At 71.4% G+C, this 13,858-nt stretch carries 12 protein-coding genes; 8 read left to right on the forward strand and 4 right to left on the reverse strand.

Translation table 11 applies throughout. The annotated features are described in order from the left end of the window. The first annotated feature begins 37 nt into the window (after positions 1–37). Positions 38–967, forward strand: coding sequence for a phosphorothioated DNA-binding restriction endonuclease (locus tag IF30_RS0103040; RefSeq protein WP_030231480.1), 930 nt, complete (start codon positions 38–40; stop codon positions 965–967). Between the two features lie 125 nt (positions 968–1,092). Here the strand turns inward: IF30_RS0103040 and IF30_RS50125 are convergent, their stop codons facing one another. Then, positions 1,093–1,707 (reverse strand): DNA/RNA helicase domain-containing protein, encoded by a 615-nt coding sequence (locus IF30_RS50125; RefSeq protein ID WP_324605599.1) that lies wholly within the window; start codon positions 1,705–1,707, stop codon positions 1,093–1,095. 411 nt (positions 1,708–2,118) lie between these two features. Between IF30_RS50125 and IF30_RS0103050 the strand changes: the two genes are divergently transcribed. Further along, entirely contained in the window at positions 2,119–4,848 is a 2,730-nt protein-coding gene (locus tag IF30_RS0103050) for a SpoIIE family protein phosphatase/ATP-binding protein (RefSeq protein WP_051709071.1), read from the forward strand. A gap of 98 nt (positions 4,849–4,946) precedes the next feature. Here the strand turns inward: IF30_RS0103050 and IF30_RS0103055 are convergent, their stop codons facing one another. Next, positions 4,947–5,639, reverse strand: coding sequence for an SDR family oxidoreductase (locus IF30_RS0103055; RefSeq protein WP_030231489.1), 693 nt, complete (start codon positions 5,637–5,639; stop codon positions 4,947–4,949). A 340-nt stretch (positions 5,640–5,979) separates the two neighbouring features. On the opposite strand from IF30_RS0103055, the gene IF30_RS0103060 reads away from it, so the two are divergent. The 4 genes from IF30_RS0103060 to IF30_RS0103075 are packed head-to-tail and all read left to right on the forward strand — an operon-like array spanning position 5,980 to position 8,775. Then, entirely contained in the window at positions 5,980–6,294 is a 315-nt protein-coding gene (locus IF30_RS0103060) for a type VII secretion target (protein ID WP_030231491.1), read from the forward strand. Beyond that, positions 6,291–7,886, forward strand: coding sequence for a hypothetical protein (locus IF30_RS0103065; protein ID WP_030231494.1), 1,596 nt, complete (start codon positions 6,291–6,293; stop codon positions 7,884–7,886). The genes IF30_RS0103060 and IF30_RS0103065 overlap by 4 nt, the downstream gene beginning before the upstream one ends. Beyond that, positions 7,883–8,272 (forward strand): hypothetical protein, encoded by a 390-nt coding sequence (locus tag IF30_RS40905; protein ID WP_051709072.1) that lies wholly within the window; start codon positions 7,883–7,885, stop codon positions 8,270–8,272. The genes IF30_RS0103065 and IF30_RS40905 overlap by 4 nt, the downstream gene beginning before the upstream one ends. Further along, complete coding sequence (locus IF30_RS0103075; RefSeq protein WP_030231497.1) at positions 8,272–8,775, forward strand: hypothetical protein; 504 nt, start codon at positions 8,272–8,274, stop codon at positions 8,773–8,775. The genes IF30_RS40905 and IF30_RS0103075 overlap by 1 nt, the downstream gene beginning before the upstream one ends. A 233-nt stretch (positions 8,776–9,008) precedes the next feature. Here the strand turns inward: IF30_RS0103075 and IF30_RS0103080 are convergent, their stop codons facing one another. Continuing rightward, on the reverse strand, positions 9,009–10,163 hold the full coding sequence (locus tag IF30_RS0103080) for a sensor histidine kinase (protein WP_078891085.1): 1,155 nt from the start codon (positions 10,161–10,163) through the stop codon (positions 9,009–9,011). After that, a complete protein-coding gene (locus IF30_RS0103085) occupies positions 10,156–10,851 on the reverse strand; it encodes a response regulator transcription factor (RefSeq protein ID WP_030231502.1) in 696 nt (231 codons plus the stop codon). Before IF30_RS0103085 ends, IF30_RS0103080 begins: the two co-directional genes overlap by 8 nt. An 87-nt stretch (positions 10,852–10,938) precedes the next feature. Here IF30_RS0103085 and IF30_RS0103090 point away from each other — a divergent pair, with 87 nt between their 5' ends. Further along, positions 10,939–12,030, forward strand: a complete 1,092-nt coding sequence (locus IF30_RS0103090) for an endonuclease/exonuclease/phosphatase family protein (protein ID WP_030231504.1) — start codon at positions 10,939–10,941, stop codon at positions 12,028–12,030. A 597-nt stretch (positions 12,031–12,627) separates the two neighbouring features. Next, positions 12,628–13,722, forward strand: coding sequence for a sugar ABC transporter substrate-binding protein (locus tag IF30_RS0103095; RefSeq protein WP_030231506.1), 1,095 nt, complete (start codon positions 12,628–12,630; stop codon positions 13,720–13,722). Positions 13,723–13,858 lie beyond the last annotated feature (136 nt).

The following is a 13,858-nucleotide window of genomic DNA, read 5'->3' on the forward strand; positions in this document are numbered from 1 at the left end:
GATGTGGTGTCGGTGTCCCGGCATACGCTAGGCAGCCATGGACTGGCTGGAACGGGTGGCGAAGCTGAGACGGTGGACGAACAACGAGGTTCGGGCGCCGCATAAACCACTGTTGCTGCTGTACGCGCTGGGCAGCTTCCAGCGCGATGCTGACGGCGAGTTGAGGTACAGCGCTGTTGAGCAGGAGCTGAAGCGGCTGCTCGAAGAGTACGGGCCGTCCCATCCGACGACCCCTGCGTACCCGTTCCATCATCTGGTCAGTGACGGCGTCTGGGAGGTCAGGACCGACCAGGGGCTCGGGAGCCCGGGAAGTGGAGTGCGGGTTCTCCGCTCGAGCGGCGCGACCGGCAGGCTCGCGCCCGAGTTGCGGACGGCTCTGCGGAAGGAGCCGGCGCTCCTGGGCCGGCTGGCGCGGGTGCTCCTGGACTTCCACTTCCCGCCGTCACTGCACGCCGAGCTGTGCGAAGCCGTCGGCCTCGACCTGGACCCGGTCGAGGCCGCAGGTGCGACCGGCGGCCCGGGCGGGAGGGAGCGGGCGGCGCGACGGCAACGGGACCGGCGCATGCGTGAACTTGTCCTGACTGCCTACGAGTTCCAGTGCGCCTTCTGCGGCTACGACGGCATGCTGGGCGCGAGTACGGTCGGCCTGGAGGCGGCGCACGTGCGCTGGTGGTCGTACGACGGGCCGGATGAGGTCGACAACGGCCTGTGCCTGTGCTCGTTGCACCACAAGCTCTTCGACAAGGGCGTTCTGGGCTTGGGGGAGGGGCGCCGCATACTCGTTTCGCAGCGCTTCGTCGGGCGTAGCGAGGCCAGCAGGCAGCATGTGCTCGCCTTGGCCGGCCGGCCGGTCATCGGCCCGCAAGCGGGGGTTCCTCAGGTCGCGGGCCGGCACCGGCAGTGGCACGCCGAACAGGTCTTCCGGGGCGAGGCCAGGGAGCCCCTGACCCCGGCGTATCCGGGCTGACAGCGGCGCACGGTCGCCGACCCGTCGGCGACCTCGCGCCGTCCGACTCCGTTCCGGGTGGCCCGTGACCGACCGTGCAGACTGGACGGCACCCGTGTGCCTCGCCTGGAATCAGCGAGTGGTCATCAGCCGTGACGGCTCTGCCCCACCGCGATCTGTCCTGCCTGCTGCCCGGTGACCAGCTCCCGCAACTTGGTGCGCGTCTCCGGGTCCGTCGAGTACACGACCGTTCCGATCATTCCTCGCGTCAGCAGCACCTTGTAGGTGTTGCGGATCAGACGGTCGATGTCGGCGTCGGTGGTGGACTTGCGGAAGACGGGGTCCTTGGACGCCGTCCGGTCGGTGACCCAGCGGTCGGTGCGCCAAACGAGGCCCGGCCCGAGGATGACGCCGCTCCAGTCGTACTCGAAGCCCTGGGCGGTGTACACACAGCCGACTTGGCCGAAGCCGTTCACCAGCCCCGAGCTGACCGAGCCCGGCGACCAGACGATCCACGTCGCTCCGCACCGTCCCGGTGCGGCACCGTCGCAGCGCGGATTGAGTGCCGTCGATGAGGTGTTGGACCGTCGTCGCTCCAAACCGTCCCTGGTGCGACACCATCGCAGTCGCAGGGCCCGGCCGGACTGGGTGAGCGGCCCGAACGTCACCTCGCGCCATTTCGGCGGCACCATCGCAGCGCGCGAGCCTAATCGTAGTCGGCGCCGGTCCAGGTAGTCGTTCCGCACCATGGTGTGACACATCGCAGTGGGTTGTCCGGGCCCGCTACCAGCTCCACGACGCCGTCTTCCTCCGTACCTTCCTCGTGTAGCACCATCGCAGCGAGTCGATCGACATGCGGCCAGAGGCCCAGATCGCCGTTCCTCCGCACGTCACCGGTGCAGCACCATCGCAGCACCCACGCGCCCATGCCGGGCTACTCGCTTCACTGGCTCCTCCGCTTCGAGAACCCCGAGCACCGGTGAACCCGGCACGCCTTGCCTGATCTGCCTGATCTGCCTGGCATGGCGGGCATGGCGGGCGCGGCGGGCATGGCCGAGCGATCACGGAGCGTGAGTGGCCAGGTTCGACAATGCGGACGGTAGGAATCCAAGGAATGAGACGGCGAATGCGACCTGCCGGAAAACAGCCGCCGTGGTGCTAAAAATGACAACATGGTCGAACATAACGACCGATTGCGGATCGTATCCAGAAAGCCACTGATCGCGAGAAACCGACGGAGCGTGGCCGCCCAGGTCTTCGCCCTGGAGCTCGTGGTCGTGGTCCTGCTCGTGCTCGGGGCGATCCTGGCGCAGGTCCTGGAGTCGCGGCGGAGCAGTGATTCCGAGGCGAGGAACAGGTCGATCGCGGTCGCGGAAACCTTCGCGCATTCCCCCGGTCTGCTCCCCGCCCTCAAGTCGCCCGATCCCACGGCGATTCTCCAGCCGATCACCGAGGCGACCCGCGAAGAAGCCGGCGTCGACTTCATCGTCGTCATGAACGACCAGGGAATCCGCTACACGCACCCGATGCCGGACCGGATCGGCCAGCGGTTCGTCGGCACCATCGGCCCCGCCCTGGCCGGCCAGGTCTACACCGAGAGCGTGCACGGTCCGCTCGGCCACGAGGTCCAGGCGGTCGTGCCGGTGACCGCTCCGGACGGGTCGGTCGCCGGGCTGGTGTCGGCCGGGCTCAAGGTCCAGAAGGTGACCGCCGCCGACAACCGGCAACTGCCGCTGATCCTCGGCACCGGCGCCGCCGGCGTCGCGGTCGCCACCGTCGGCACCGCTCTGATCGCCCGCCGGGTGAGGCGCCAGACCCGGGGCATGGATCCGGGGGAACTGGCCCGGATGTACGAGCACCACAACGCCGTCCTGCACGCGGTCCGCGAGGGCGTGGTCATCGTCGGGCAGGGTGGGCAACTGCTGCTGGCCAACGACGAGGCGCGCGACCTGCTGGGCCTGCCCGCCCACGCCGAGGGTCTGCACCTGGGCGACATCGAGGGCCTCACCCCCGAGACCGCCGACCTGCTGTTGTCCGGCCAGGCGGTCACCGACGAACTGCTCCAGGTCGGGGGCCGGCTCATCGTGGTCAACCAGCGGCCCACCGACCCGCACAGTCGCGCCATGGGGACGGTCGCGACCATCCGCGACTCCACGGAGCTGCTGGCCCTCTCCGGCAAGGCCGAGACGGCCGGCCGGCGCCTGGCCCTGCTGTACGAGGCCGGCGTCGGCATCGGGACCACGCTCGACGTGGAGCGCACCGCCGAGGAGCTGGCCCGGGTCGCGGTGCCCGGCTTCGCGGACTTCGTCACCGTCGACCTCGCCGACCCGGTGCTTCAGGGCGACGAGCCGACCGGTGGCGCCGTCAACCTGCGCCGGACCGCCGTCCACGGCATCCGCGACGACCACCCGTTCTACCCGCGCGGCCGGCTGACCGCCTTCATCCCGTCCTCCCCGATGGCCCGCGGCTTCGACAGCGGCCGCTCGCAGGTCGTCCCCGATCTGGCGGTCGCGCACGGCTGGCAGGCCCAGGACCCGGAGTGGACCGGGCACATCCTGGACTACGGCGTGCACACGCTGATCACCACCCCGCTGAGGGCCCGCGGCATCGTCCTGGGTGTCGTCAACTTCTGGCGGTCGCAGAAGCCGGAGCCGTTCGACGACGACGACCGCTCGCTGGCCGAGGAACTGGTCGCGCGGGCCGCCGTCAGCATCGACAACGCCCGCCGTTACACCCGTGAGCACGCCATGGCCGTGACCCTGCAGCGCAGTCTGCTGCCGCGGGCCCTGCCCGACCAGAGCGCGCTGGAGGTCGCCCACCGTTACCTGCCCGCACAGTCCGGCGTGAGCGGCGACTGGTTCGACGTGATCCCGCTGCCCGGCAGCCGGGTGGCCATGGTGGTGGGCGACGTGGTCGGCCACGGGCTCCACGCCGCGGCCACCATGGGCCGCCTGCGCACCGCCGTGCACAACTTCTCCGCCCTCGACCTGGCGCCCAACGAGCTGCTCGGCTACCTCGACGAGCTGGTCAACCGGATCGACCAGGAGGAGGCCGACAGCGGTACCGGCACCGGTGTCACCGGTGCCACCTGCCTGTACGCGATCTACGACCCGACCTCCCGGCTCTGCACCGTCGCGACCGCCGGCCACCCGCCGCCCGCCCTGGTCGACCCCGACGGCAGGGTCGTCTTTCCGGACCTGCCGACCGGACCGCCGCTCGGCGCGGGCGGGATGCCGTACGAGACCGCCCAGATGCAGCTGGCCGAGGGCACTCAGATCGTGCTCTACACCGACGGCCTGATCGAGGAGCGCACCCGGGACCTCGACGTCGGCATGGACCTGCTGCGCGCGGCACTGTCGCAGCGCGACCGGGATCCGGAGGAGAACTGCCGGGCGGTGCTGGAAGCGCTGCTGCCGGAGCACCCGCAGGACGACGTGGCACTGCTGATCGCCAGGACGGAGGTGCTCGGCCCGGAGCGGGTGGTCGAGCGTGCCGTGCCGTCCGACCCGGCCGCCGTCGCCGACGTCCGGGCGTGGAGCACGGCGACGCTGGACGGATGGGGCCTGGGCGAGCTGTCCTTCGCCACCGAGCTCGCCCTGAGCGAGCTGGTCACCAACGCCATCCGCTACGGCTCGGAGCCGGTGCGGGTCCGGTTGCTGCGCGACCGCAGCCTGATCCTGGAGGTCTCCGACGGCAGCAACACCTCTCCGCACCTGACGTACGCGGCGAGCACCGACGAGGGCGGCCGAGGCCTGTTCCTGGTGGCCCAGCTCACCGAGCGCTGGGGTACCCGCTACACGCCGCACGGCAAGATCATCTGGGCCGAACAGGCCTTCCCCGCCGCCGTCCATGCCGTGCCCCCGCAACACCACGAGACCCCGCACGTCGTCTCCGGAGTCTGACGGCCCGGCGGCCGCACCCCGATGAAGCCCAGAATTCCGGGACGTCGGCCGCCGCCTCGATAGAGGCTGGTCGGGTGCCGACTGCTCGGTGACTCCCGTCAGCCGAGCTGCCCGGTCGGCCGCACGGTGATCTGGTTGATGTCCACGCCCGCGGGCTGGTTGAGCGCGAAGACGATCGTGGCCGCGATCTGCTCCGGGGTCATCGCCTCCTCGGGGGTGCCGCCGCGCTCGGCCCAGAACGGGGTGTCCACCACGCCGGGGGCCACGACGGTCACGCCGACCCGGTCCTTGGCAACCAGCAGTCGGGTGTTCTCGGCCAGCGCGTGCGCAGCCCACTTGGTGACGGAGTACAGGTTGCCGGGCGTGTGGCGAATCCCGGCGACGGAACCGATGAACACGATCCGGCCCCGGGACGCCCTCAGGTGCGGCAGGGTCTCGCGCACCAGCAGGGCCGGGCCCAGAACGTTGGTGAGGACCATGGCGCGCATGTCCTCTGGGGCGGCGCTCTCCAGGTTGCCGGGCAGCGAGAAGCCGGCGTTGGCAATGACGTTGTCCAGTCGGCCCCACGCCTGGACGACGCGGCGCACAACGGCGGCGACGTCCTCCGCCTCGGCGGCGTCGCCGGTGATCGTCAGCAACTGCTCACCCGCTCCGGCCGAAGCGGCGAAGGCGGCCAGCTTGCCCGCGTCACGCCCGGTGACCGCCACCCGGTGGCCCTGCTTGAGGAGGGTGCGGGCGGTGGCGGCGCCGATTCCGGTCGATCCACCAGTGATCAGCGTGACGGGCTCCATGTGACGGCCTCCTCGGCGACGTGGTCCTTCGGTTCCCAAAACGCCTGCACTATACGGGGGGTGAGCTGCTGCCGGCGCGGTCACGCCGTACCGGCTCCGCCCGGGTCGGCCCGACCAGGCCGTCGGCTCGCTCAGCGGCCGGGAGGGTGCTGCGCCGAGGCTGACTCCGCCTGCGTCGCACGGGTCGCCGTGGTTCCCGGGCTCCGACCGCGGTCTCCGCGCACCCGACGCGACCGGCCGGACCGACCCCGCAACCGACACACCTCCCGCAGCGTCTATGCTCATCGACCGTGCTCGTTCGATCACGGCTAGCCATGGAGCTTCTTGGGGGGAGCAGCCGATGCCCGACTCGGTGGGGTACACCGTCCAGCCCGTCGCGCTGGACCACGTGACCACGGCACTCGACAACGTCGCAACCGACCTGGCCTCGGCCAACCAGGCCTACACCGCGCAGAAGCTCTACCAGTCCGCCGACTTCGGCGAGTTCGGTGTCGACCAGGCGTGGGCGGGCTTCGACACCGACTGGAGCCAGGAACTGCACGTCACCCAGCGCGCATTGGCGGAACTGGCCCAGAAGATGTCGGCCACCAGCGCCAACTACCGGGCCGCGGAAACGAAGATCGCCGCATCGCTGACCCCGGCGCAGTCCCGGTGAGCAAGGTCGCCGACCTGCAGAAGGCGCAGCAGGACATCACGCACCTCGGCTCCGGCTTCTTCGCCGGCATCGCGCTGCTCAGCGCGATCGACAGGGCTCTGGCCGTGCCCGGCCCGGCCGGAAACCCGGGCGTGATCCGGGAGCGGGCCAAGGCGTACGCGGAAACCGCCAAGGCCTATGCCAAGGCGTCCACCGATCTCGGGGAGGTCGCCGACAACCGGTTGCCGAACGCCTGGACCGGCTCGGTCGCCGAGAACGCCACCCAGTCCGTCCGGGCGCTGGCGAACGAACTGGCCGTCTCCCAGAAGTCGTTGGAGCAGGCCGCGACCGAGCTGAACGCCTGGGCGGACAATCTGGAAGGAGCGCAGAGCACCGACGCGCAGGGCGTGACCGCTCTGGAGAACGTGCAGAAGTCCCTCGCCGAGGACGCCTTCGACATCGGCAAGGCCATCGCCGCCGTCGAACCCGCCGGCACTGCCGTGGGCACCAGGATCTCGGCCGCCCAGCGGGCGGAGAGCAGCGGCACCCACGCCGCGAGCATGCTCAACCAGCTCGCCGCGAGGGCCCGCACCGAGCGCGCCGGACAGGGGCCGATCGATCCTCTCGCGGCGCTGGTGCTGGCGAACGAGAAGGGCCCCGGCGGCGGGGTGGACGGCGACTACATCCTGACGGACGGTCAGCTCGACCGCGCCGAGCAGTTCATGTCCGTGATGAACGGCGCCGACCAGCTCGCGTTCCAGAAGCTGCTGTCCGGCGCGAAGTCACCGGAGGAGGCCGCCTACCTCTGGAAGGCCCTGGCGGCCGGCCACTCGGTGGCCGACGTCCAGCAGTTCGCCGCGCTGATCCACCCCCACGGCGACGACCCGCGCTGGCTGTCCGAGCACCTGGTCCCCGCGCTCGGGACGGATCCCCTGCAGGAGGAGTCCACCACCCACGCGATACGGCTGGACTACAAGGGCGCCCAGATCCTCGACGGCTACGACGTCTACAGCCAGCGCAACGTCGGCGACTGCGTCGCCGCCTCCACGGTGGTCGCGAGTCTCAAACTCGACCCGGTGACGATGCTCCAGCTCACCACCGGCAACATGACCGACGTGCCGGGAGCCGACTCGCCCGACTACTTCAAGCAGCGCCTCCAGCAGCTCTTCATCGGTCAGTACCAGCAGGGCCAGCTGGCCGACGGCAGCCAGAAGGTCTACCCGGAGAACGGCGGTGGGATCGGCCCGAAGGGCGGCACCTTCCTCGCCGACCAGAACCTCGGGAAGGCCACGGGCTCGACCTACGAGTACGTCAACCTGGACACCGACGACGACCGGCGCGCGGCCGTCACCCGGATCGAGAAGGCCCTGGACGAGGGCAAACCGGTGCCGTTCTGTGCCTTCGACGAGGCCAGCAAGGCGGCCGGCAAGGACGGCGAATACCACCAGATGGTGATCGTGGGCCGGGACGGCGACCGGCTGCAGGTCTACAACCCGTGGGGCCAGTCGGTGTGGGTGACCGAGGACCAGTTCGTCCACAACCACCTCAACGACGGTGGCCTCACCGACACGGCGAACATCAACCGGCCCTACGGCGTGGAGCTGCCGAAATGACCGACATCCTCCCGGACGCCGAACTGATGACCGGCTACGACGTCGAGGCCGCCATTACCCGCGGCCTGCTGATCGACGGCGTCCCGCGCCGGGTTCTCTTCGGCGAGGCGGCGATCGCCGCTTCCTACCAGGCCGAGGCCCTGCACATCGGCCCCGACCCGCTGGGTGTCCTGGCCCAGTACGTCCGCGCCGGCGGCTTCGCCGGCGCGCTCGACCTGCCCGAGCCGGTGATCGGCCGGGAGCCGGTCGAGCTGGTCCGCGGCTGGCTGCGCGCGGCTGCGGCCGGCGGGGCGGACCTCGGGCGCGAGGTCCTGTTCGCCCGCTGGCTGGCCGAGGTCGCGCTACTGGTCGCCATGCGTCGCCGGGTCCGGGAAGAGGGCAACTGATGCGCCGAACCGTCGTCACCGCCGTGGCGGCACTCCTGGGCGTCGCCCTGCTGCTCGTCTCCTACCTCGACGGCTGGTGGTCCGACTCCGGCCCGGTCGTCACCGCGGCCGCGACCGCCACCCGGCCGCAGGTGGAGGTGCCCCTCCCCACCGAGGCGTGGAACGCCACCTCCCCGTACCCGCCCAGCGCGGTGACGCTGGCGGTCGGACAGCAGCTCGGCGTCAGAACGACCGGTGGGGCCCGGCCGAAGAACTGGTACCTCTACTCGGCGGGCGACGGCAGCGTGCTGCGGCCCGGCCCGGACTTCGTCATCGACCCCTGCCCCACGGATCCGCCCGCAGCGGGCTGCGGCTCCGAGTTCGACCTGACCTTCAGCGCCCTGGCGCCCGGCACCACCACACTGACGTGGTTGTTCGGCTCGGGGGGCTGCAGCGCCGGCGTGCCGAAGTACGAGGGGGACAGGTGCGACATCGCCAAGAGCGTCCAGGTCACCGTCCGCTGAACGGCACCAGGACCTCGATGGCCCCGGGGCGCCCGCCCTTGCCGCGTGCCTGCGGGTGAAGCACGCGGGTGAAGTGGGACGCCGCGGGTCGTGGACGTCCGCGAAACCTGGCCGCCGGTCCGGGCGCGGGGTCTGGGCGCGGGGGTCTGGTCGCGGGGCCTGGGCGCGGGCCTGGCCGCCGGGCGCGGTGGCCGGGTCGGGCGGTGGGCGGCGCTCCGGCCGGCGCGCCGCGGTCACTGCCGCGGGGCGGCTTGGTCCGGACCGACCGGCTGGTCGCCGACACCGCCGTGCGGGGCGGCCGCGGGCAGTTCCACGGTGATCCGCAGCCCGCCGGCGGGGCGTGGGGCGAGGGTGAGTGTTCCCCCGTGCGCCTCGGTGATGGTCCTGACGATCGCCAGGCCGAGGCCGACGCCTGCGTGGTCGGTGCGGATGCGTTCGGCGCCGCGCCGGAACGGTTCGGTGAGGGTGGAGACCAGCTGCGGGGTGAGCGGTTCGCCGGTGTTCTCGACGGTGAGCACTGCACGGTCGGGGCGCACGCCGGTGCCGACCCACACGGCGCCTCCCCGCGTGAGGTTGTGGACGATCGCGTTGTGCACGAGGTTCATGGTCAGCTGCAGCAGGAGCGCCCGCGAGCCGATCGCGGGGGCGATGTCGCCGGACGTCCCGATGGTGACGCCGTGCCGTTCCGCGAGGGGGAGGAGGGTCTCGGTGGCCTCCTCCGCCAGGAGGGACAGGTCGACGCGTTCCCGGGTGAAGGACCGCTGCTCGGCGCGGCTGAGCAGGAGCAGCGCCTCGGTGAGGTCGATCGCCCGGGCGTTGACGGCGTGGAGGCGCTCGATGACCTCGCCGGGGTCGTGGTTCGGATCGGAGCGGGCCACATCGATAAGCGCCTTGGAGATCGCCAGCGGGGTGCGCAACTCGTGCGAGGCGTCGGCCGCGAACCTCTGCTGTTCGGCGACGTGGGCTTCGAGCCGCACCAGCATGCTGTCGAAGGCGTCGGCGAGTTCGCGGAACTCGTCCCTGCGGCCGGGGAGCCGGATCCGGTGGGACAGCGAGCCTGCCGAGGCTCGACGGGTGGCTTCGGTGATGCGGGTCAGCGGGGCGAGCATCCGGCCGGCGAGGATCCACCCTCCCACGAGGCCGAACACCAGGAGGAACCCCGACACCGCGGCTGCCCTCGGAGCGAACACGCGCAGGAGGTTGGACCGGATGGGGAACACACCGTTGGCGGGGGTACCGGTGGGGACGATGAGCATCGCCCGGTCGGGGACGTAGCGCAGGAGGAACACCCACACCGCCGCGAGCAGCAGGACACCGGCCAGCGTGAGGAACCCGGCGTAGCTGAGGGTGAGTTTGAGCCGGACGCTCAACCCGGGTGCCCTATCCACGTTCGTCCCCCTCCGGCCCGGCCTCCGGTTGCGCGTCGATGCGGTAGCCGACCCCCGGTACGGTGGCGATGATCCAGGGGTCACCGAGCCGCTTGCGCAGTGACGAGACGGTGATGCGCACGGCGTTGGTGAACGGGTCGGCGTTCGCGTCCCACGCGCGTTCGAGGAGTTCCTCGGCGCTGACGACACCGCCCCCGGCAGCGACGAGGACTTCGAGCACCGCGAACTGCTTGCGGGTGAGGGCGACGTAGCGGCCGTCCCGGTAGACCTCGCGGCGGAACGCGTCCACCCGCAGGCCCGCGATCTCCTGCACGGGTGGCCTGTTGTGGGCGCGCCGGCGGTCGAGTGCCCTGATCCTGAGCACGAGCTCCTGCATCTCGAACGGCTTGGTGAGGTAGTCGTCGGCGCCGAGTTCGAACCCGGAGACCTTGTCGTCGAGACGGTCGGCAGCGGTGAGCATGAGGATGGGCATGCCGCTGCCGGAGGAGACGATGCGTCGGGCGATCTCGTCCCCGGACGGCCCGGGGACGTCGCGATCGAGGACGGCGATGTCGTAGGCGTTGACACCCAGCAGTTCCAGCGCGGTGTCGCCGTCACCCGCGAGGTCGGCGGCGATCGCCTCCAGACGCAGGCCGTCGCGGATGGCTTCTGCGAGAAAGGGTTCGTCCTCGACGATCAGCACGCGCATGCCCCGATGCTACGAGCCCGGCGCATATCGTCGTCGTATCGAGAATCCCATACGCGTCGACGACACCGGGCCGCGTTGACTGGCGGCATGAACCACACGACGACGCAGGCGGACAGGGCCGGGACCGGACCGGACGGCGCCGGCCGCCGGGAGACCGGCACCGGTGCCCGGCGGGCGCGGATCCGCCGGGTGGTGCGCGCCGCCTCCCGGCCGGGGCCCTGGAAGCGCGGCCGGGTGCTCGCGGCGCCGGCGGTGCTGCTCGGGCTGGTCATGCTGCTGCACGCGGAGATCCCGAACCGGGGGCTCGGGAACCTCGGCAGCCTGGTGGAGAGCTTCCTGCCGTGGTTCGGCGTGTTCGTCCCGCTGCTGCTGGCCGGGGCGCTGTGGCGCCGCTCCGCCGCCGCGGTCCTGGCACTCGTGCTGCCGGTCGCGGTGTGGCTGAACCTCTTCGGCGGGCTGCTCGCGGACAAGTCGCACGCGGGCGGCGACCTCACCGTGGCCAGTGAGAACGTCTACGCGGACAACCCCGACCCGGCCCGCACCGCACGGGACCTGGCCGCCTCCGGGGCGGACGTGCTCGCCGTGGTGGCGCTGACCGAGCAGGCGACGGGCACGTACGAGGAGGAGCTGGCCAAGGCGTACCCGTACCACACGGTGCAGGGCACCGTGGGGCTGTTCAGCAAGCTGCCGCTGTCCGACACCCGGACGATCGACATCACGGACTACGGGCCGCTGGCCGACACCAAACCGGCCGCCGACAAGCTGGCCTCCAACCGGGCGCTGCGCACCACGGTGGCCACGGACCGCGGGCCGCTGACGGTGTACGTGGCCCACCTGGGCTCCGTCCGGGTGCTCCCCAGCAGCGGCTTCTGGACGGCCTCGCGGAACATCGGCGTGCAGGCGCTCGGCAAGGCCGTCGCCGCCGACCCCAGCCGGCGGGTGGTGCTGCTCGGCGACCTGAACGGCACCGTGGACGACCGCGCGTTCGACGGCCTCACCTCGCAGCTGCGCTCGGCCCAGGAGACGGCCGGGGACGGCTTCGGCTTCACCTGGCCGGCCGGGTTCCCGGTGGTACGGATCGACCAGATCCTGGTCCGCGGCGTGGAGGCGAGGAGCTCGTGGGTGCTCCCGGCGAACGGCAGCGACCACCGGCCGGTGGCGGCCGGAATCGGCTGGTGACCACCGTGCGAGGACTGCACCGCCCTGCCCGGGAGCGCTGCGGGGGCGTGCGGGCGGCGCGCGGCGGTCTCCGCACCCGGCGGCCCGGATCGGGTCCGTTCCGCAAGACTGACGGATAGTCAGGATCCCGAGTGGGCGGGCGGGTTGGGTCGGTGGAGCGGCCGGCGCCGGGGTGCCCCGTCGGGGGGTGCGTCACCGCGCGGTCCGGGTCCGGTTCGGGGAGGCCGGCTCAGTCGACATCTCTTGGACGCATCGGTCCCGCAGGCGTCCTGTCGGCATTCATGGGGGCCGGCCCGTCGTTCCCGTCGGCCCGGTGCCGGCTCCGCGCCCGGCTTGCCGTCGGTGGTTGCCCAACCTGCGTGGACGTGTTTTCCGAGCGCCAGCCGGCCCGTGCGGAGGCCTGCGGGGCGGGCCGCCGGGGCCGGCGGACGGTCGTTCCGCCGGGCGGGCCTTTGCAACCGGATGCGTTCAGGAAGATAACGATAAGGTCCAGTCCGGTCTCGTACTGGATTTACTTCTTGACTCCAGCTGGCCCGGGCGGGTTGACTCCCCTCACTCCGCCGCGCCGTCGCGGCGACGTCAGGGAGGCACCCCCACATGAACGCAATGATGCGTCGCGCCGTCATCGCCACTGCAGCCGTCTCGATGGCCCTGTCCATGGCCGCGTGCGGCAAGGCCGGCGGCGACAAGAAGGACTCCGCCGCCTCCGGCGACAACAAGTCCATCGGCCTGCTGCTGCCCGAGAACGCGTCCTCGACGCGCTACGAGTCGTTCGACCGGCCCTTCATCGAGGCCAAGGTCAAGGCCCTGTGCGCGGACTGCAAGGTGCTCTACAACAACGCCGAGGGCAGCGCCGCCAAGCAGAAGCAGCAGTTCGACACCCTGATAGCCCAGGGCGTGAAGGTGATCGTCCTCGACGCCTTCGACGCCACCTCCACCCAGGGCTGGGTGAAGGAAGCCGCTGCCAAGGGCGTCAAGGTCGTCGCCTACGACCGTCTGGCCACCGGACCGGTCGCCGCCTACGTCTCGTTCGACAACGAGAAGGTCGGCGAACTCCAGGGCCAGGCCCTGGTCGACGCCCTCGGTGACAAGGCCGCCGACGCCAACATCGTCATGATCAACGGCGACGACGCGGACCCGAACGCCGGCCAGTTCAAGGCCGGCGCCCACAAGGTGCTCGACGGCAAGGTCAAGAAGGTCGTCTACGAGCAGTCGGGCGAGTGGAAGCCCACCGTGGCCGGCCAGAAGATCGGCGCCGCGATCACCCAGTTCGGCAAGGACGGCTTCCAGGCCGTCTACTCCGCCAACGACGGCATGGCCGGCGCGATCATCACCCAGCTCCAGGGCGCGGGCATCAAGGTCCCCGTCGGCGGCCAGGACGCCGGCCTCGACGCCGTCCAGCGCATCGTCAACGGCGACCAGGCCTACACCATCTACAAGGCCTACAAGCCGCTCGCCGACAACGCCGCCGAGCTGGCCGTCGACCTCCTGCAGGGCAAGGACGTCAAGTCCGTCGCCACCGCGAGCATCGACAGCGCCACCGACAAGGGCATCCCGGCCAAGCTGCTCGACCCCAAGATCGTCACCAAGGCCAACATCACGGACACCGTGATCGCCGACGGCCTCTACAAGGCCGCCGACATCTGCACCGCCGACTACGCGGCCGCCTGCGCCTCCGCCGGCCTGAAGTAGTACCGCCCAGGGCGGTGCCCCCCGCCTCCCCGGGGGGCACCGCCCCACCGCGCGGCGGGCCCCGCCCGCCCCGGCTCCCCTTTCGACGCTCACCCGCCCGCACCGCACGGGGTGCGGGCCAGCCCGGCCGCCGACC

The organism is Streptomyces sp. NRRL S-350 (assembly GCF_000719705.1).
Taxonomy (GTDB): Bacteria; Actinomycetota; Actinomycetes; order Streptomycetales; family Streptomycetaceae; genus Kitasatospora.

Bases quoted from the DNA above. Each gene is read 5' to 3' on its own strand.
- IF30_RS50125 (WP_324605599.1), bottom strand. From the start codon at position 1,707: ATGTGTCACACCATGGTGCGGAACGACTACCTGGACCGGCGCCGACTA.
- IF30_RS0103040 (WP_030231480.1), top strand. From the start codon at position 38: ATGGACTGGCTGGAACGGGTGGCGAAGCTGAGACGGTGGACGAACAAC.
- IF30_RS0103050 (WP_051709071.1), top strand. From the start codon at position 2,119: ATGGTCGAACATAACGACCGATTGCGGATCGTATCCAGAAAGCCACTG.
- IF30_RS0103055 (WP_030231489.1), bottom strand. From the start codon at position 5,639: ATGGAGCCCGTCACGCTGATCACTGGTGGATCGACCGGAATCGGCGCC.
- IF30_RS0103095 (WP_030231506.1), top strand. From the start codon at position 12,628: ATGAACGCAATGATGCGTCGCGCCGTCATCGCCACTGCAGCCGTCTCG.
- IF30_RS0103085 (WP_030231502.1), bottom strand. From the start codon at position 10,851: ATGCGCGTGCTGATCGTCGAGGACGAACCCTTTCTCGCAGAAGCCATC.
- IF30_RS0103075 (WP_030231497.1), top strand. From the start codon at position 8,272: ATGCGCCGAACCGTCGTCACCGCCGTGGCGGCACTCCTGGGCGTCGCC.
- IF30_RS0103060 (WP_030231491.1), top strand. From the start codon at position 5,980: ATGCCCGACTCGGTGGGGTACACCGTCCAGCCCGTCGCGCTGGACCAC.
- IF30_RS40905 (WP_051709072.1), top strand. From the start codon at position 7,883: ATGACCGACATCCTCCCGGACGCCGAACTGATGACCGGCTACGACGTC.
- IF30_RS0103090 (WP_030231504.1), top strand. From the start codon at position 10,939: ATGAACCACACGACGACGCAGGCGGACAGGGCCGGGACCGGACCGGAC.